The organism is Aquimarina sp. (assembly GCF_977115655.1).
On record NZ_CDSBKO010000034.1, the window covers coordinates 22,620 to 40,037 of the forward strand.

Consider the following 17,418-nt stretch of genomic DNA (forward strand, 5'->3'; position numbering starts at 1 on the left):
ATCTATCTTTTCAAACAAATCTAAAATCAAACTTGAAGATAAAATTTTGCTCATTTTTCAAGATAGCAAAAATAATATATGGTTTGGAGGAAATGAAAAGGGGGGTATAAGTATAACGATACCTGTCTTGAACTTTTTACTGTTAAAGATGGTCTTTTAGCTGAAAATATTATAGGAATACAAGAAGATGAATCTGGAAATCTTTACTTTGAAACGCCACAAGGAGTTAGCATTTTTAACGGAGAAAATTTTAGTGAAATAGAAATCATTGAAAACGATACTTTAAGAAATCAATGGAAAAGAATTTGTAAAGTTTGAACCATAAAAAAGCCCGCTTACAACACCGGCAGGTGTTATTTAAGTATTTGATTTACAATGGCTTGTATCTTTTTTTACCAATTCTGGCTCAAAATTATTTTGACGGTCCGGTAGGAACTTCTAATTCAAAAGCACCTTCACTACGCTTTACTGTTTTTTTTTCGACTTACCATTGCGCTTATTGCCTTTGAACGCTCTGAAACGCTTAAAAGATCTTCTATTTCTGCTTCCAAAGCTTTTTCTCTAATTCTTGGCGTTCTAATTTTGTCATCGTATCTGAATAATCTATAAAATAATGATTTAGTATTCAGACAAGGTTATATTTACACTCTCCTCTGCCTGTCTAACTCCCGACCTCCAACCTTAACATTTATAATTTTAGATTTAGTCTTTAAAACTGTCGCTTCCGACATCGGACCCCCGACATCCGACATCCGACATCGAACATCGAACATCGAACATCGGGCACCCGACTCCCGACCCCGGACACCCGACCTCCAACCTTAACATTTATAATTTTAGATTTAGTCTTTAAAACTTAGAAATATTTTGGACTATCTTAAACAATATCCAAAAATTGATACCCTATTGTTTACTGGGGGAAATAGTAAAAATGGTCCCGAATATTTTTTCAGAAAGCATATAAAGAAACAAGGGATACAATTAGAAATAGAGTGAAACGATATTCCCAGAATGCACAGGTTTATTATAGAAAACAGGGTAATAAAAACCATATCTCTTACAGCACCCTCGGGCGCAGCTAACCGGTCTATAGGAGTTCTGGACGAGTACAAGACCTTAAAAAGCAAAACCCCCAAATTTAACACTATAGATTTTAGAGCAATGCAGTATCAGCATTTTTTTTAGATAATATCAAGAGTATTCTTTTATATTCATTAGGCTAGCATCCTGCTTTTCGAGTATATTTACACGATTTTTGATCCCACATTGCGGGGTTTAATTTCCCGAGGCTTGCCTCAAAATAAGAATATGTTTTTCAGAAGCATACCTTGTACTTTTGGCAAGGGTAGTTGATTCTAAAAAATAATAATATTCTACCACTTTTGAATAGTTTTATTTTTTATTTGGTATGAGCCTTACACTCCTTTCTTCCCCTTTGCAGGGATTTACAGATTTTCGATTTCGAAACGCTTTTAATACCTATTTTGGAGGGATCGATACATTTTACTCCCCTTATATTCGGTTTAATGGAAAAATGGTCATCAAGTCTTCTTTTCAGAAAGATATCCTGCCAGAAAATAATACAGTACCCAGGGTAATCCCTCAAATAATGACTAATGATGCAGAGGAGTTTTTGTTTGTGGTTAAATTCATTCAGCAATATGGCTATAAAGAACTTAATTGGAACCTGGGATGTCCGTATCCAATGGTTACCAAACAAGGGATGGGGTCCGGATTGATCTGCAATCCTCAAAAAATAGACCATATTTTGGATAGAGTGCATACAGAAACAGATATTGTAGTATCTATGAAAATGAGGATGGGGTATGAGAGTAGCGAAGAAATTTTGCACGTGTTTCCTGTTTTAGAAAAGTATCCTATAAAAAATATAGCGATCCATGCACGTATAGGAAAACAATTATATAAAGGGGGGGTGGATCTAGAATCGTTTCAGCGTTGTCTGGATAATACCAATCAAAAATTATATTATAACGGGGATATTACATCGGTAGCAGTGTTTAGAGAAATGCAGGAACGGTTTCCTAAGATCGACCATTGGATGATTGGCAGGGGCCTTATCGCGGATCCTTTTTTGCCAGGCATGATAAAAAACAATACAACCACATATCCCAAAAATAGATTTAAAATCTTTAGTGAGTTTCATGATACAATATACCAACAATATGATGAAGCATTATCTGGGCCAACCCCTATTAAAATGAAAATGTTAGGATTTTGGGAATACTTTTCAACTATATTTCCTAACCCGCAAAAAACATTTAAAAAAATAAAAAAAGCAGGTAATGCAAGAGCATATCAACAGGCTGTAAAAGAGATTCTGAATAGTATATAACCACCCATAAAAACAAGAGTGTCTTTATTATATTTTTAATTTATAATCTATAGTGTTGTCAAAAAAAATAACAAAGCAGAAGTATCGTATTTTAAATAAAAATTTTCTACTCATATTGTATGGCATACTGGTTTTTATTCATTTTATAGTAAAAGATAGTATATATCCTTTGCATGTTTTATACTATGCATTTCCGCCACTACTTTTAATTATAGGAAGCTTGTTTTTAAGTGTATTGTTTTTTAGTATTAAAAAAGTATTCTATCCCTTGGTTATTTGTTTTTTATGTTTGTTGTTATATTGGTTTAGTTATTATTATAACGGGCAGCCCTCCCCAAATAATTTAGATAAAACAAAGAGTATATTATTTTGGAATATTGGAAGAAAAGGAGGGGAATCCATGGATATTATCATTAAAAAAGTAAAAGAGCAGAAAATCTTATTTATAGCTCTGGTAGAAGCCGAAGGATTGACGTATAAAGACTTAATACGATTTAAAAAAGCATTTCCTGCATATAGCATACAAAAACTAGAAGGAGAAATGGTATTGGCTGTAAAAGGAAAAATAGAAGATGTTAGCTATTATTGCAAAGATCTCAGTTATAAGTTTAATTATGCAACAGTCACTTTAGACAATCAAAAAAGATCCATACTAATTGCAGATGTTAATGCAGTACCCTTTAATAATAGAGAATCTGCACTGCACATTATTTATAGGTTTAGTAAAAAAAATACCGCATCTTTTATTGCAGGGGATTTTAATACTCCTTATGAAAGTGTGCATTTTAGCGATTTTAGAAATAATCTGAATAGTTTTCATAAGGTTTCTAAGGGATTTACAGCAACCTGGATCTACGGTATTCCTTTATTTGAAATAGATCAAATTTGGAGCACCAAAGAAATTACTCCGGTTTTACTCGAAAAAGAATTTTATAAAGCATCCGATCACGCACTCTTAATAGGAATATATAAATAAGGTCGAAATAGATCAAAACTTATATTAAGACACTACAGATGAGACCGGCTTGCTACTATAGTATATAAACCCAAGCCACAACAATATAAAAAAAGTTGAAAAAACGGACATCTTAAATACGTAATGACCAACGGCAATAATACCGTTTTAACTTTGAAATCGTGCGTATTGAAATTTATTTAATAAGGAATAGATAAAAAAGAGATAATTTATTAATACTATTTCAAAGTTAAAAAGGGATAAACATGTGTAAAATATAGTAGATTTAGCACATAAACCGAAATGAATTTTATAAATTTAATCCCATATTAAGGATCTAATTACCCAAGGTTTGCTTCAGGAACAAAATATGTTTTAAGGAGTATACCTCGTGAGTTTGCCCAAGGGTTGTTGATTCATTTACATAAACAGGATGGTAATTAAGTGAAATGAATATAGAAAAAAACATTCGGGATCTATTTCAACCCATACAGCCAACCATAAAACAAGCTAAAGAAAATGTAACTTATGTCGAGTTTTTGCCAAGTGCTAATTTACAATCTTATATTTATTGTTACTGGCAATTAAAAACAACAAAAATTTTGGATCAGGCATTTAGTTATAAAGTGGTTTCTGATGGTTGTATTGATATACTGTTTGAAGTAAACAATCCTAAAGACAATTTTGTAGCGGGCTTTTGCAAAAAGTATACAGAGTATATATTACAGCCAGAATTTAACTATGTGGGGGTTAGGTTTTTGCCAACTATGTTTCCTCAAATTTTTAAGATTAACGCAAGCGAATTAAGTAATAAGTTCCAAGAATTACAAGACTATGTACCGCAAACGTCAAAATTTATAGCCAATCATTTTTATCCCGAAATAAAAATTGAGGATATTAAATTAAAATTTGATGAATACTTTACCAAGATATTGAATCAAACCAATTTTGATTTTGACAGCAGACTTTATAATGCTATAGATACAATTTTAAAAAATTATGGTGTGCTAAACATCGAAAAAGATGTAGACGCAGGAATTAGCAATAGGCAGTTACGAAGGCTTTTTCAATTTTATATTGGGGAATCTCCCAAAACATTTAGTAAAGTTGTTCAGTTTCAAAATATATTAAAAGCAAAACCATCCCATCAAAGCCTTATCCAAAATAAACTTTTTTATGATGTTGGTTATTATGATCAATCTCACTTTATAAAAGATTTTAAAAACTTTTATGGCGTTACTCCCAATAAAGCCTTTAAAAGAACTCATTAATATGTCCGTTTTTTACAATAGTTAATAGTATTATCATTATAATTTTGAAGTGTAATAAAAAAACTAAAAACTATGAAACAAATTTTTGGCATTGCATTTATTTTGCTAACAGTTACACAAATATTTTCTCAAAAAAATCAAAATTTAACAACTATGAAACTAAACGCAGGAATTATTACCGAAAAATTATCTGAAACCAAAGAATTTTATACAAAAACACTTGATTTTGGGGTTACTTTTGAAAACGAATTTTACCTGTTAATGCATACCCCCAATCGCAAACATGAAATTAGTTTTTTGTTGCCTAATCATCCAACACAAAAAAGCATATTTCAAAAACCTTTTGCAGGTAACGGGATGTATCTTACTATTGAAGTTGATGATGTAGATAAAATCTATCGTGAAATAAAAAAGAAAGATGTGAAAATTGAAATAGATATACGAAATGAACCTTGGGGTGACAGGCACTTTGCCATTGTAGATCCTAATGGAATAGGTATTGATATAGTAACCTATACAAAACCAGAATAAAAACTTTTAATTACAACAAGAGTATTTTTTATACCAACCTAAGTTAGCATCTGGTTAAATTTATATAAAAATTGAAGAACAAAAAGGAGGATCAAGTTTAGTTATATCAATCCCAAATAAGTCAGACTTAGGTAATGTTTAAAAATATAGATAATTGAAATAAATCAAAGCAAGCAGTTTTTTGATGCCTGGTTTGGAGTAAAAAGATATTAAATATAGACAGATCCTTGTTGATTCTACAACTTTTTTATTTTAAACTATTGGTAACAAGGTAAGTATGTAATGGCTTTTAGATCTGTTGCTAACAAATTGTCATACAAAACTTGTTTAAGTACTAACTTATCGATTATAAGCTACCTGCTTAAACAAGTTTTGTATGACTGTTATATTACTTTTGGGATCTTTAAAATTACGATTGTAGCAAAGGTTGTATCTAACCTAATCATCCCATCGTACATAATTTAACATTGTTGAAATATGGCTTTTTGAAAATACATCCACACCAGCTAATTTATCAATCCAACGGGATTCAATTTCTTTATAACTGTCTTCAATTACTTTGTTTAAGAAGGCATCAAATAGTAAATATTTATTGTCCCATCCTATTTTTTGGGCAGTAGCACCCATTATCTCAATCATATTTGTTGAGTTATGTATGCGCTTAACAGTTTTATATAAGTCTTCGACATAAGCTTTGGTTTGTAATACATCCTCTTTATCACCAATAGCGGTTAAATGCCCTCCTATAAATACATCAAAATCATAAGCTAGTATTTGATCAAAAACTTTAAGATAGTTATGTACATTATTGCTTAAATCCAGGTTTTTGAATGGGACATAACCTGGTGCCAATACATCTATTACCATTAAAAATTTATCTTCAGGAACAGATACAAACAAATCGCCTTCGTTGGAATGGTAATTCATGTGATTGGATAAATAAATTTGTTTGTTCCCTTTTTTTAAAACCAAAGCTCCTTCAAAACTTCTATTTGGTATCAATCTTCTGGGGTCATTTTGTTCTCTCAAAAAATCTGCAACTTTGGTTAGTGATATAATTTCTAAATTCTCGATATTGGCCAGATATTTAGAACCTCCGATATGGTCTGAATGGCCATGTGTATAGACCAATGTTGTAATACGCTTATCGGTTACTTCTGCAATGGCTTTTTCAATATTTTGCCCAAAACTTTCCGGAGCATCAATTAAAACTACACCATCTAATGTAACAATTGCAGCAGATTGCCATATACCATCGGTCAATACATATATATTTGGTTTAACTTCTTTAATGGTGTATCCTTTTTCATGACTAACTTTGATAGATCTGTCTAATGTGCTTTGTAAAACACTATGATAGCTATCTAATGATTTTTGAGCAAATGCCGGAACCGATATACCTATTAAAACTATTAATATGATTATTTTTTTCATTCTTTCAGATTAGATTTTATTATTTGGTTTTATTAAACATATATCTGGCTATTTTCCACGATCCGTTTTCTTTTTCAAAAACAAATAATTCTCTGTTTTCTTCGGGGATTGTTTGTCCATTGGCATGAATTAAAGTTGACCCTTTGGAGCTGGTAACTGCGTATGCAATAGTATCGTCAATAATAATTTCTTCTATAAAAAATTCTATGTTTAATTGAATTTGAGAAAATACAAAGTCGTAAGCATCTTTTATTTTTTCAACTCCAATTGCAGAAGGCGTTCCCGAAGGCATAAATATTCCATCTTTGGTATACAAAGAAGTAGCTTTTTCGGCATTAGATGTGTTTAATGACTCTTTATAAGTGATTAATAAATTTTCGATTTCTTGTTTTTCTAATTTTTCCATTTTTTCTGTGTTATTTAGGTTTACCTTATTATTTACGTTTTCAGATTTATTTTTGCATGAAACCAATAGTACTATTACTATTAGGATTATTTGTAGGTTTTTCATTGTTTGCAGGTGTTATATCATTTTAACTTTGAAATAGCACTAATAGATTATTTCTTTTTCATCTATTCTTCGTTAAAAAATATAACCGTAACTACAGCTATGCTTGATACCAGCAAGTCTGGCATAAGTTTTTTGCCTTGAATACTTAAAAAATAAATTCAATTTCTATACGCACTATTTCAAAGTTAAAATGGTATTAATTATGAACACCACAAAGATGAGATGTAATAAAAGGGTTTACCTATAAGGTAGTTAAAGAAAAACTCTTAACGTAGATTAAGATTTTGCTATTTTTTTTCGGATTGTACTTAAAAATTCGGGAGTTACTCCCAGAAACGATGCTATTTGAACGTTTGATATACGATTGAAGAAGTATGGATAGAGTTTTACAAAATCAAGATAGCGTTCTTCAGCTGTTGAACTAATATTTTGTAGAATTCGTTTTTGATGAGCCACCAAAGCATTTTCTGTGAATACTCTAAAAATACGATTGAATTTGGGATGGTTAACAAATAAATCCAGTTGATCTTGTTTTTTTATTTGAAGAATAATAGAGTTCTCTATAGCTTCTATATATAATTTACTGGGCTCTTCTGAATGAAAGCTGCCAATATCACCAATCCACCAATTTTCGATTGCAAATTGTATATTGTGTTCCTTGCCTTTTTTGTCAACAAAGTACATCCTAAAACAACCCATTACAATAAAGGTATTTAGGGAGCAAACATCCCCTTCTTGAAGTATAAATTGTCTGCGTTTTATTCTACGCTCTTTAAATACGGATTTTACAGCATCTATTTCGACATTACTAAGCGGTAAAAATTTAGAAAAGTATTCTATGATTGGTTCTGTGTTCATTTTTTTATTAATACAAGTTCTATTTCAAGAATTATAAAATTTTGCTGGTTATTTTGTCTAACCACTTCTTAATTTTATGATTTCTTAAATTCTGTTAGATAGTTTCGTAGCAAATAAAGGTAAAATAAAACATCAAACTGTTCCAGTTAGTAAAAAAGTAATTTATGGCATCAAAAAATGGAGAAGCTTTTGTACATAATTTGGGCAGATAAATTACGGTATCTACACGACTATGCACAGGTATTTTTATTTACAGCATTTTTTTTGAAGTTGTTATAGGAAATAATAATTGTTTAAAGTATTCTTTTTCTTTTGGATAATCTGTTTTAATATTTTTAATAACTCCAACTTTTTCAACTGCACCTTTTCGGTTATAATATGTGCCAAATATTAAGTCCCAAAATGGAAAAATATTACCGAAATTTTTTGCTTCTTCCATTTTTTTACTGTGATGAAAATGGTGGATTTGTGGTGTAACTATTATATAATCCCAAAAGCTTTTTTGTGTTTGAATGTTTGCGTGAGAGAGGTAGGCAATTATTACGTGTGTAATACCCACTAAGAAAATAATTTCTTTATTAAACCCTAAAATTAAAAGAGGAGTCATTTTTAAAAAAGTATTTAAGAAAATATTGATTGGATGAATCCAATTTGTTTTAAACCAATTTAAACTTGTTGGCAAATGATGAATGGAATGTATTTTCCATAACAGTAGACTTACACGCGAGTTTGTATTTCCTTTGTGGCTTACTCTGTGATAAACGTATGGAAGAAATTCGCCTGTCAAGTTAGCAATAATATATGTTGCCAAAAATGGCAATGAATTCCAAAAATTAGTTATTAAGAAGAATTTTTCTTGAAGACAAACAGTTAATGATAATGCAAGCATTTTTCCTAAAGCATCAAATATGGCTGTCGAAAAAATGAAATGTTTAATATCTGTCCAGGATATCTGTTTATTTGATTTCCATTCTTGTTTTAAAGGAATTATTCGTTCTAAAATTAGAATATAGAAAAGTGTAAATATAAAAAGGGAATAAGATACTATTTCAAAATTCCAATTATTTTGAAGTGTTAAATAACTAAATATGCCAGTTAAAATTAATAAGGCTGGTACAGCTACTGAAGAAGCAATTTTATGTTTCATTTGTCTACTTACTTTCTCTTGTAGTCGTAAGATGAAAGTAAAAAGATGCAAGATTATAGAAATAAATTTATTCTTTCCATTTCAGTTTTCAATTCTATAGGAAGTTTGCAATTGTTTTTTAATTGAAAATCAGATATTTGACCTTTGTTGTTGTAAGAGATATCAATGCAAGTACTCACTAATTTTTTTAGTTTTTTGCGTCCTCTTTGTATTCTCGATTTTGTTGCTGTTAAGCTTAAATCAAGTAATTCGGCAATTTCTTGTTGAGATTTTTGCTCAATATCACTTAAATAAAGCGGCTCGCCATATTCTTTTGGCAGATAAGATTGAATCACAAAACCCGACAAATCACAGAAACAAGCACTTGAATTGGTATTGATTTTAGATTGGGTTATTGATAATTCGGAATGTTTTTTATTTTTTCTGTAATAATCTGCAATCGTATTTCTGGTTACTTGAAAAAGCCATGTTTTATAGTTCTTTATTTCTGTTTTTCGATTTAGATTGTCAAGTAGTTTTATGCTAACTTCTTGCAAAATATCATCTGCATTGTGTTCATCATTAATTTTAGTTTTGATGAAATTTAGTAAATGACCTTTGTACTTATCCCAGATTTCTTTAAATGTCATTATCTTTTTTTTGCTTCTGACTAACGTCAATTTTTTTATTGATTATTAGGTTGTTATAAAATGCTGATTCATCAGGTTTTAAGTCAAATTTATTGATTTATTTTCTAATTCTTTTGATGAGTCCCATTTTTCTTTTTTGATCTAGGAACAAGTATGGTTTGGGGTTGGACATTACCTATAGGAAAATAAAGCATAACTCACTAAAACCTGTGTTTTATTACCTCCATCACCGAATCCTTAAAATGGGTTTTGAACAAGTATAAACGCTTCAAAAAAAGCCGGGTCTCAGCCGTAAAATGGTTAAGACGTATTACAGGAGATTATCCAAATATGTTTTATCATTGGGAGTAGAGTTGTGAGAGATTTAGAGGAGAAATTCCCCTTTTCCTACTGTTTCACTTCTTCGCTTTTTTAATCAGTTTAATCGCCCAGTCATAATGACTTGATGTCGCTGAGACAAGGTATGCTCCCAATGACGTAGTACCAGTCCATTTGTATCTTTTCTTCTCAAACAGTTCTTCATTGGTATGTTTTTTAATTAAGTTCCTGACTTTCTCAAAGCTTGATTTAAAATTCTTCTTTGCATCTTCAAGGGGCGTATCTTTATACTTTTCCCAAATCCATCTATTTAATTCGGGTGTTGTTTTCCAAGTGTACCCTTTGGCTGGCATATCGGGTTTTTCTCCTTTCATTCCTATCGTGTACCAATCAAGCATCATTAAATGCCAATGGTGAAGATGCATTAGTACATCTCGAATATTTCGATTCATTGTTCCTTTCGGGAATTCTGCATTCTGTTCTTCTTTTGGAAAGCCTGCAATGAAACCCATTAGAAGTTCAAAGTTCTTTTTACCCAAAGTAAGCAATTCAGTTTTGTTCTTAGGTCGTGCCATATTTATTATAAATATCCTTAAGGTGTTTGTGTATGTGGTTTGATACTACTTCCAAATGCTCTGTCCGTGAATAATCCCGAGACCCTTTCTTGTAAGGTATCAGATTTATTCTATCCATAAATATAAATTCTTCAATTGTGTTCTGAGCATCTTTCAGGCGTTTAATTAAATTTTCTATTGAGTTGTTTTTTGTAGATTCAACGCTTAGCTTGTTCACTTCGGATAGTTTTCCTTTTAAGGGGTTTGGTTTAATACTCTTTCCTAAATCGGAAATATTTCTTGCAAAACTCTCATGCCAAAAAGTAATATGCCCAAGAATATCCTTAGCACTCCAGTATTGATATATCATTTTATTATAGTCAAGCTCTTGTTCGAAAAAGCCAATAAGCTCTTTTAATTCACTTTTTAGAATTTCAACTTTAGTTTTTATGTGTTCCTCTTTACCTGTCATTTCTTTTTAATGAGACCTAACGTTGTATTAAACTCACCCTTAGCGTGGTTGATTAAATCGTTTGCGCAGCGATAGCGAAGACAAACTATTTGCCAAATTGAATGTACAGCATGATGTGTGTGCCTTGAATGGTAAATATAGTTCAAATAATCAGAAATTCCCAAGGGTTAAAGTCCCTCATGTGCGTAGCCTTGTCTGTAAGCAAAGCAAGTGGCAAGGTGGTTTTGGAGTAACCCATGCACTGAAGTAAGCCAGACTATGTGGTTGGTTCTTAGGAATACGAACACCAATGGGAAATTGGGCAGTAGCTCAAAGTTATATACCAGGTACTACCATTACTATATCCAGACTTAAGAGAAAAGGATACGTTCCTATTGATGGTCTACTTAAATAAGGAACAAACTTTGATTTGGTGAACCGCCTGTTACAAGACCCGTACGGCAGGTGGTACTTCGGTAAACTCAGTAGAGCTGTGAGAGGCTTAATACGTTAACTAATTACCGCGTTGGGCTACTCGACTGGCGGTAGTTATTTATTGTTCGTTCCAAATTACTTTTTTGTCATTTTTTCCTTTTAGTGAAATCAAATAAGGTTTAGGTGTGCTACCATTAAAAACCAGTTTGGATGAAAACATAAGTTTTTCATTACCTAAAAAAGCTACCCAATGAGGTGTTAGAGGTTCTGATTGCTGAAGTATGTTTTGTTGTTCTCCAGTTTCATCAATAAGTTCAAATGACCTTTTACCCCAATAAGCAAGAAGTAATTTTCCGTTTTTGTAATCTGCATCAAATATTTGGTTTCTGTTTAAAGGTGCATTTTTTACTTGATTATCTGCCAACTCGTTCCATTGTTTCAATATGATCCCATTTTGTTGGGTTAAATAACAGTCGTTATTACCCAATAATAGGATTCGATTATTTTCAATCGCCCTTATTCTTTTAATCGGTTGGTCAAACTCAAAATACTTTATCGGGATTTCACCTTTTTTTATACTATATATTTCAGGATACTTGCCAAAAACCATTTTACTATCGGAAAGCATAAAAAAACCGCCTTCTCCAATTCGCCATTTATCTTTGAACCAATTCCAGATTACTTTTGGTTTGGTATCTATTGTGGTTTTCAGGACTCTAATTTCAAAATCTTGCGTAGTCTGCAAATATCTTCTTTCTATAATGTAGATTTCGTTATGGTTGTTGTAAAGCATAAAATCACTTGCAGAATATTCAGACTGTATAAATATTTTAGGTTTTGAATTTTTGTTCCAAATCATTATACACGCTTTATGATTTGGATCGTTAATTGGGTTTATGTAAGACCAAAGAGCATTATCTCCAACAGTTATCATATTTCCAGTCGGATGTGCAAAAGCAGTTATAGTTACAAAAAGTATTGGAAATATGATTATTATGTTTTTCACTTTTTTCATTGAATTTCGTTTTTCTAATTCTCACTAACGCCAATTTTGTTTACTGATTATTAGGTTGTTATAAAGTTCTAAGCCATCAGGTCTCAAATCAAATTTATCGATTTGTTTTTTAATTTTTTTAACGAGTCCCATTTTTCTTTTTTGATCTAAAAACAAATATTGTTTTGGGGGTTGATATTGTATATTTTTAGTAATCATATTTTATATAATTACATCTAGTTTTCTGGCTGTACCACTAACAGCAGAGTGTCTACCTTTTCTGTAAGCCACTCTTCTAAAAGAAGTCAGAAAGGTGTGAGTCTTTTAAATTTCCAATAGCATTTGCTGCCTGTCTTAGTACAATTTTGAGCCTGTTACTTCCTTTGGGTACATGGTTACTTAATATTTTTCCTCCTGATACTTTGTTACTGGGAGCCAATCTCAATCAAGAACTAAAATGCTTTGCTGTTTTGAAATTCTCAAAACCATCAGGATCTTTTTCGCTCATTATACTTAGAGTCGAAGGGTGACTCAATCCTTTGATGGCAAAAAGATCTACATCGTTAAAATAACTAAAAGCTATTTGGGTTAGATCTTTAATTTTTGGAGTATTCTTACGGATTTTTTTATATGGTTTATCTGTTGTTTTTGGTTTTTCCCTTTCGGAGTATTGTTTGATTTCTTGTGTGATAAACTACTCGATTTTTTTGTCACAAGCTTTTATGTTTCTTTGGAAGAATTGATAACTTTTGAGTTTTTGTTGTAGTCCAAACAGGAAATCTTGTCTGTTGTTTCCATGTAATGTTTTTGCAATTTCTTTTTTAGGTTTTCTACAGTTGTAATGGCGATGTTCTGCCAGGCTATAGCTATAGTTTTTTGATTTCATCCACCACGTTTTTCTTTTTATTTCAAAAGGCACTTTCTTTTTCTGTTTATAAATAATCGTTCCGAAGATAGCCAAGAAGACGGTTAAAAACCTGAAAATATTCGCATAAGTTTCCCCAAGTGCATTAGTGTCTACATCAAAAATTAACCAATAAAAATTCATTAAACAATGAAGAAAAATCGCTGTCCATAAGTTGAATTTCCATTCTGAATAAATCCATGCAAATAAAACAGAACCAATAAATGTAAGCAAAAATATTCCTACGAGTTCATTGATATTGGTGCTTTGATATAAATGTGCTATTCCAAATAATAATGAACCCAAAAAAACAGATGGTAAAAACCCTAATAGGGTGAATCTGTATAACATACCAAATAGAAATGCTCTGTAGATGATTTCTTCAAAAAATGCAGATGAAATTGTATTGATAATGATTGTGTCAAACGACAATTCTTTATTTAAATTGAACTTTATCGAGTAAGCAGTTAGCATTGGTAAGGTAGCAAGAAATGCATAGGCAATTCCGATAGACAAACTTTTGGATATACCTAGTTTTTCAAGAATGTTTAGATAGCTTTTCTGTAAAATCGCTACAGTAATAAACAAGGGTATTAGAGTTATTGAATATGCAACGATATGCCCTATTGCTTTTGATAGGGTGAGTAATGTTACTTCTTTTTGTATAGATGAAAAGAGATTTGTATCAATACAAAAGTAAATTGCAAATCCAACAATAAAAACTAAAAAATAGTGTAGTCTGTTGTTCATAATTGCTTTTATTTTTCTTTCAAAATTAGAACAAGTAAAAACTACAAACCAAATCAAAGTGGTGATTGACAAAAATTAGGGATGAACAGCAAGGTTTTCTAAAACAGGTAAAATCGAATCGATATAATTTCTTGAAATAGTTAGTTTTTTTTCAATATTTTCTATTGAGATTTTATATCCGGAAGTGTTTCCTTTAAATTTTGTTACCTTTTTTAAATTAACAATAAATGAACGATGAACTTTTTTTATAGTATCGGTCTGAATTTGGTTCAATAGTTTGGTCAATGAAATTCGTATCATTTCCTTTTGAAGTATATCATTATTGTAAAAGTAAAGGATGCAATAATTATCAGCCGATTCTGCAAAAACAAAATCTTCCTGTTGTATTTCTAAACTAAAATTGGCATAGTCCGAAACGATACGCAACTTTTGTTTTAGGTTGCTTTCATTTATTTCAATATAATTTTCGGATTTGATAACAGATCTATTGCTAGATATAATTGTGTTTTTAAAAGGTTTGTTTTTGTTATTGAGATAAATATATCTCGCCAATATATATATAGCAGCAACTGGTAGTTCCAAAGCTAAAGTATAGGCAAACATATACAAATAGTTTTCAAATGAAAGATTTACTTTGCTCAAAAAAAGTGTATTGTATAAATACGATAAAGAAGAAATCAACAATAAAATCAAAAAAGTATTAAACAGTTCCAAACCGATTGTCCATTCTCTTTTTTGTTTGAGTAGTAATAAATTGACGCAACAAAATGAAAAACCAGTAATAACAGCATAAGGAAAGAGTAGTAGATATTTATATGAATGTTCAAACTGACTTGTTCCGAATGGTTGGTAAATAATTAAGAGAAGATATAACAAAATCCCAACAATTGACGATGTTAGAATAATCTCTTTATTTGTTTCGTTATTTGGATATTGAGTTCTTAATATCATTTTGGATTCTTGTAATTACGGCTAACGGTAAATTGTATGAATAGAGGCAGATTGCGTGGTACTTTCCTATCAAACCACTACGTAGCTTGAGCGGGCTACAAACATTTAAATTTACCACATTGCCTGCCATTACTTATGCACCTTGCGTGTGCCTTGAATGGTAAATATAGTTCAATAATTTGAATGCCCCAAGGGGTTAAAGTCCCTTATTCGTGGAGTTTTTAACTTTGTATTCACGTTTCTATCTACTTAATAAATCTGTAGGAATATCTAATTATTTAGCAACTTCAGAAATACTGCCTCGTTCAATAGCTAATGAAATTGCTCGAAATTTAAACTCTTTACTATAAAATCTTTTTTTCATAAGTGCAAATGCATAATTTTTATGCTGAAGGCTGTTTTAAAAATATCCAAGTAAAGGTACTAACTCCAGGATTGTCTTGTATTAAAAAAAACTCACTGACTCACTGACTCAAAAATTACATCCCCCTTTCCAATACCTCACGCATAGCTTTTGCCTTAAGCAAGCATTCTTCATATTCTTTCTCCGGATCTGATTTTGCTGTTATTGCCCCCCCAACAGTATAAGAAATGTATTGTTTTCTTTCATTATATAATATACTCCTAATTACAACATTAAAATCAAAATCCCCTTCTGGCGAAAAATACCCTACTGCTCCGCTATACAAACCTCTTTTAGACTCTTCCAGATTTTCTATAATTTGCATGGCAGATATTTTAGGGGCTCCGGTCATACTTCCCATTGGAAAAGTAGTTTTAATAATATCTACAGGGGAAGCCTTACTATCAACTTCAGAAACCACCGTAGAAATCATTTGATGTACTTGAGCAAAAGAATATACTTTACACAGTTCTTCAACTTTAACAGATCCTTTTATTGCTGTTCTGGATAAGTCATTTCGTACCAAATCTACAATCATAATATTTTCTGATCGTTCTTTGAGGTCATTAATAAGCCCGGATATTAATTTTTTGTCCTTTTTAATATCCAAAGATCTCTTTGCAGTACCTTTAATGGGCTGAGAGATTATTTTATTACCTTCTTTTCTTAAATATCGTTCTGGTGAAGCAGACAACAAATAACAATGGTTTGTCTTAAAAAAAGCAGCAAAGGGCGGGGTTGAAATAGCGTTTAAATGGCGATAGGTTTGTAAAGGGTTTATACAACTATTTTGTGCATAAAACTCCTGACAAAAATTAGCTTCGTATATATCCCCTCTATGAATATGGGCAAGCATTTGATTTACCTTTTCTTTATATATATCTTTTGTAATACGCAGTCTTATTTTTATCTTTCTGCATGGTTGTTCTATATCTTTATCAAAAATATCTGTTTCTTCTGTACTAATAGTAATTATAGATTCAAAATCTTCTTCTATTTCGTCATCTACCATCCTTAAATACTGAATCTCTAAAGTATTACCTTTAAGTAGAAAAAGTTTTTTCGGTTGAAAAAAATACAAATCCGGAAAACCAAGACCATCATGGTTTTTGGAAGTCAAATTTTCTACATCGTTTTTAAGATCATAAGACAGATAACCAAAAATCCAATCCAGAGTTTGTTCCTGATACTCTTTTAATTTATCAAAACCATGGTGATAATCTGTTTTAATAGCAGTAAAAGCATCTACTGCAAGAACCGCATCATAACTAGAATATTTTTGTTCATAATTATTAGAGTCTAACCATACCACCTCTTCAAATTGTTGTGCCCAATGCAACAATTTGATTTTAACTTCTAAAGGATTTTCTAAAACGTATTCTTTACTACTTCGCACCTTCCTCTATTCAATTTGATGTGCAAAAGTACTTAGAACTTCGTTTAATCCCAATAAAAGGGTTTCATCTGTTACTGTATTGGATTCTACCGAAAAATTTTCGTAAAAAGAAGGAAAACTAAAACTATCTGTAATCTCTGCCCCAAATCTGGGCAATACCTCTTTGGCAAATCCTAATGCACTTACTGCTCCTCTTTTTCCGGGAGAAGTGCTCATTAACAAAATTTTCTTGTTTTCTAAGAAATTACGATCTATTCTGGACAACCAGTCTATTACATTTTTAAAAAAAGCACTCCAACTACCATTATGCTCATTTACAGAAATAATCAAAGCACCTACCTCAGAAATCTCCTGTCTTAGTCCCATAATCATCCCGGGGAAACCATTGTTTTTTTCTTCATCCTCACTATACATTGGTATTGGATAATGGGTAAGATCAATAACCCTGATATCATGTCCTTTTATTTGTGAGGCCACAAATTCTACCAGTTTATGATTGATAGAAGTACTGCTATTAGAACCTGCAAAGGCAAGAATTTTCTTCATTTTTATTGTATTTAGAAATCAAAAGTA

General features: G+C 31.2%; 17 protein-coding genes. 5 read left to right on the plus strand and 12 right to left on the minus strand.

The window, feature by feature from the left end:
- Nucleotides 1–1,011: 1,011 nt before the first annotated feature.
- The 5 genes from ACZIYX_RS14355 to ACZIYX_RS14375 all read left to right on the plus strand — a co-directional run bounded on the left by ACZIYX_RS14355 (nucleotide 1,012) and on the right by ACZIYX_RS14375 (nucleotide 5,110).
- Nucleotides 1,012–1,185, plus strand: a complete 174-nt coding sequence (locus ACZIYX_RS14355) for a hypothetical protein (RefSeq protein ID WP_462682943.1) — start codon at nucleotides 1,012–1,014, stop codon at nucleotides 1,183–1,185.
- Between the two features lie 223 nt (nucleotides 1,186–1,408).
- Nucleotides 1,409–2,353 carry a tRNA dihydrouridine synthase gene (locus tag ACZIYX_RS14360; RefSeq protein ID WP_462682944.1) on the plus strand — a complete coding sequence of 315 codons (945 nt, stop codon included), beginning with the start codon at nucleotides 1,409–1,411 and terminating at the stop codon, nucleotides 2,351–2,353.
- Between the two features lie 115 nt (nucleotides 2,354–2,468).
- The gene (locus ACZIYX_RS14365; protein WP_462682945.1) at nucleotides 2,469–3,329 is read left to right on the plus strand and encodes an endonuclease/exonuclease/phosphatase family protein; all 861 of its coding nucleotides are present in this window, start codon (nucleotides 2,469–2,471) and stop codon (nucleotides 3,327–3,329) included.
- A gap of 428 nt (nucleotides 3,330–3,757) precedes the next feature.
- Complete coding sequence (locus tag ACZIYX_RS14370; RefSeq protein ID WP_462682946.1) at nucleotides 3,758–4,579, plus strand: AraC family transcriptional regulator; 822 nt, start codon at nucleotides 3,758–3,760, stop codon at nucleotides 4,577–4,579.
- A gap of 153 nt (nucleotides 4,580–4,732) precedes the next feature.
- Nucleotides 4,733–5,110, plus strand: coding sequence for a VOC family protein (locus ACZIYX_RS14375; RefSeq protein WP_462682980.1), 378 nt, complete (start codon nucleotides 4,733–4,735; stop codon nucleotides 5,108–5,110).
- A 438-nt stretch (nucleotides 5,111–5,548) separates the two neighbouring features.
- On the opposite strand, the gene ACZIYX_RS14380 is transcribed toward ACZIYX_RS14375, so the two are convergent.
- The 12 genes from ACZIYX_RS14380 to ACZIYX_RS14435 form a co-directional block, all read right to left on the minus strand.
- Nucleotides 5,549–6,544: an MBL fold metallo-hydrolase gene (locus ACZIYX_RS14380; protein ID WP_462682947.1), complete on the minus strand. Its 996-nt coding sequence runs from the start codon at nucleotides 6,542–6,544 to the stop codon at nucleotides 5,549–5,551.
- A 19-nt stretch (nucleotides 6,545–6,563) separates the two neighbouring features.
- Nucleotides 6,564–7,055 carry a YybH family protein gene (locus ACZIYX_RS14385; protein WP_462682948.1) on the minus strand — a complete coding sequence of 164 codons (492 nt, stop codon included), beginning with the start codon at nucleotides 7,053–7,055 and terminating at the stop codon, nucleotides 6,564–6,566.
- A gap of 276 nt (nucleotides 7,056–7,331) precedes the next feature.
- Nucleotides 7,332–7,913: a Crp/Fnr family transcriptional regulator gene (locus tag ACZIYX_RS14390; protein ID WP_462682949.1), complete on the minus strand. Its 582-nt coding sequence runs from the start codon at nucleotides 7,911–7,913 to the stop codon at nucleotides 7,332–7,334.
- Between the two features lie 250 nt (nucleotides 7,914–8,163).
- The gene (locus ACZIYX_RS14395; protein ID WP_462682950.1) at nucleotides 8,164–9,060 is read right to left on the minus strand and encodes a sterol desaturase family protein; all 897 of its coding nucleotides are present in this window, start codon (nucleotides 9,058–9,060) and stop codon (nucleotides 8,164–8,166) included.
- A gap of 53 nt (nucleotides 9,061–9,113) precedes the next feature.
- A complete protein-coding gene (locus ACZIYX_RS14400) occupies nucleotides 9,114–9,689 on the minus strand; it encodes a sigma factor-like helix-turn-helix DNA-binding protein (protein WP_462682951.1) in 576 nt (191 codons plus the stop codon).
- 395 nt (nucleotides 9,690–10,084) lie between these two features.
- Nucleotides 10,085–10,582 (minus strand): ClbS/DfsB family four-helix bundle protein, encoded by a 498-nt coding sequence (locus ACZIYX_RS14405; protein WP_462682952.1) that lies wholly within the window; start codon nucleotides 10,580–10,582, stop codon nucleotides 10,085–10,087.
- Complete coding sequence (locus tag ACZIYX_RS14410; protein ID WP_462682953.1) at nucleotides 10,569–11,033, minus strand: hypothetical protein; 465 nt, start codon at nucleotides 11,031–11,033, stop codon at nucleotides 10,569–10,571. Before ACZIYX_RS14410 ends, ACZIYX_RS14405 begins: the two co-directional genes overlap by 14 nt.
- A 532-nt stretch (nucleotides 11,034–11,565) precedes the next feature.
- The gene (locus tag ACZIYX_RS14415) at nucleotides 11,566–12,462 is read right to left on the minus strand and encodes a hypothetical protein (protein WP_462682954.1); all 897 of its coding nucleotides are present in this window, start codon (nucleotides 12,460–12,462) and stop codon (nucleotides 11,566–11,568) included.
- A 673-nt stretch (nucleotides 12,463–13,135) separates the two neighbouring features.
- Nucleotides 13,136–14,095 (minus strand): lysostaphin resistance A-like protein, encoded by a 960-nt coding sequence (locus tag ACZIYX_RS14420; protein WP_462682955.1) that lies wholly within the window; start codon nucleotides 14,093–14,095, stop codon nucleotides 13,136–13,138.
- Nucleotides 14,096–14,170: 75 nt separating this feature from the next.
- Nucleotides 14,171–15,046 (minus strand): LytTR family transcriptional regulator DNA-binding domain-containing protein, encoded by an 876-nt coding sequence (locus ACZIYX_RS14425; RefSeq protein ID WP_462682956.1) that lies wholly within the window; start codon nucleotides 15,044–15,046, stop codon nucleotides 14,171–14,173.
- Nucleotides 15,047–15,525: 479 nt separating this feature from the next.
- A complete protein-coding gene (gene pabB, locus ACZIYX_RS14430; protein ID WP_462682957.1) occupies nucleotides 15,526–16,845 on the minus strand; it encodes an aminodeoxychorismate synthase component I in 1,320 nt (439 codons plus the stop codon).
- A 6-nt stretch (nucleotides 16,846–16,851) separates the two neighbouring features.
- Nucleotides 16,852–17,391 carry an NADPH-dependent FMN reductase gene (locus ACZIYX_RS14435; RefSeq protein ID WP_462682958.1) on the minus strand — a complete coding sequence of 180 codons (540 nt, stop codon included), beginning with the start codon at nucleotides 17,389–17,391 and terminating at the stop codon, nucleotides 16,852–16,854.
- Nucleotides 17,392–17,418: the final 27 nt, after the last annotated feature.

Coding starts and splice junctions, on each gene's coding strand:
- ACZIYX_RS14355 (WP_462682943.1), top strand. CDS start 1,012: ATGCACAGGTTTATTATAGAAAACAGGGTAATAAAAACCATATCTCTT.
- ACZIYX_RS14400 (WP_462682951.1), bottom strand. CDS start 9,689: ATGACATTTAAAGAAATCTGGGATAAGTACAAAGGTCATTTACTAAAT.
- ACZIYX_RS14410 (WP_462682953.1), bottom strand. CDS start 11,033: ATGACAGGTAAAGAGGAACACATAAAAACTAAAGTTGAAATTCTAAAA.
- ACZIYX_RS14375 (WP_462682980.1), top strand. CDS start 4,733: ATGAAACTAAACGCAGGAATTATTACCGAAAAATTATCTGAAACCAAA.
- ACZIYX_RS14405 (WP_462682952.1), bottom strand. CDS start 10,582: ATGGCACGACCTAAGAACAAAACTGAATTGCTTACTTTGGGTAAAAAG.
- ACZIYX_RS14390 (WP_462682949.1), bottom strand. CDS start 7,913: ATGAACACAGAACCAATCATAGAATACTTTTCTAAATTTTTACCGCTT.
- ACZIYX_RS14435 (WP_462682958.1), bottom strand. CDS start 17,391: ATGAAGAAAATTCTTGCCTTTGCAGGTTCTAATAGCAGTACTTCTATC.
- ACZIYX_RS14395 (WP_462682950.1), bottom strand. CDS start 9,060: ATGAAACATAAAATTGCTTCTTCAGTAGCTGTACCAGCCTTATTAATT.
- ACZIYX_RS14380 (WP_462682947.1), bottom strand. CDS start 6,544: ATGAAAAAAATAATCATATTAATAGTTTTAATAGGTATATCGGTTCCG.
- ACZIYX_RS14425 (WP_462682956.1), bottom strand. CDS start 15,046: ATGATATTAAGAACTCAATATCCAAATAACGAAACAAATAAAGAGATT.
- ACZIYX_RS14420 (WP_462682955.1), bottom strand. CDS start 14,095: ATGAACAACAGACTACACTATTTTTTAGTTTTTATTGTTGGATTTGCA.
- ACZIYX_RS14385 (WP_462682948.1), bottom strand. CDS start 7,055: ATGAAAAACCTACAAATAATCCTAATAGTAATAGTACTATTGGTTTCA.
- ACZIYX_RS14360 (WP_462682944.1), top strand. CDS start 1,409: ATGAGCCTTACACTCCTTTCTTCCCCTTTGCAGGGATTTACAGATTTT.
- ACZIYX_RS14370 (WP_462682946.1), top strand. CDS start 3,758: ATGAATATAGAAAAAAACATTCGGGATCTATTTCAACCCATACAGCCA.
- ACZIYX_RS14415 (WP_462682954.1), bottom strand. CDS start 12,462: ATGAAAAAAGTGAAAAACATAATAATCATATTTCCAATACTTTTTGTA.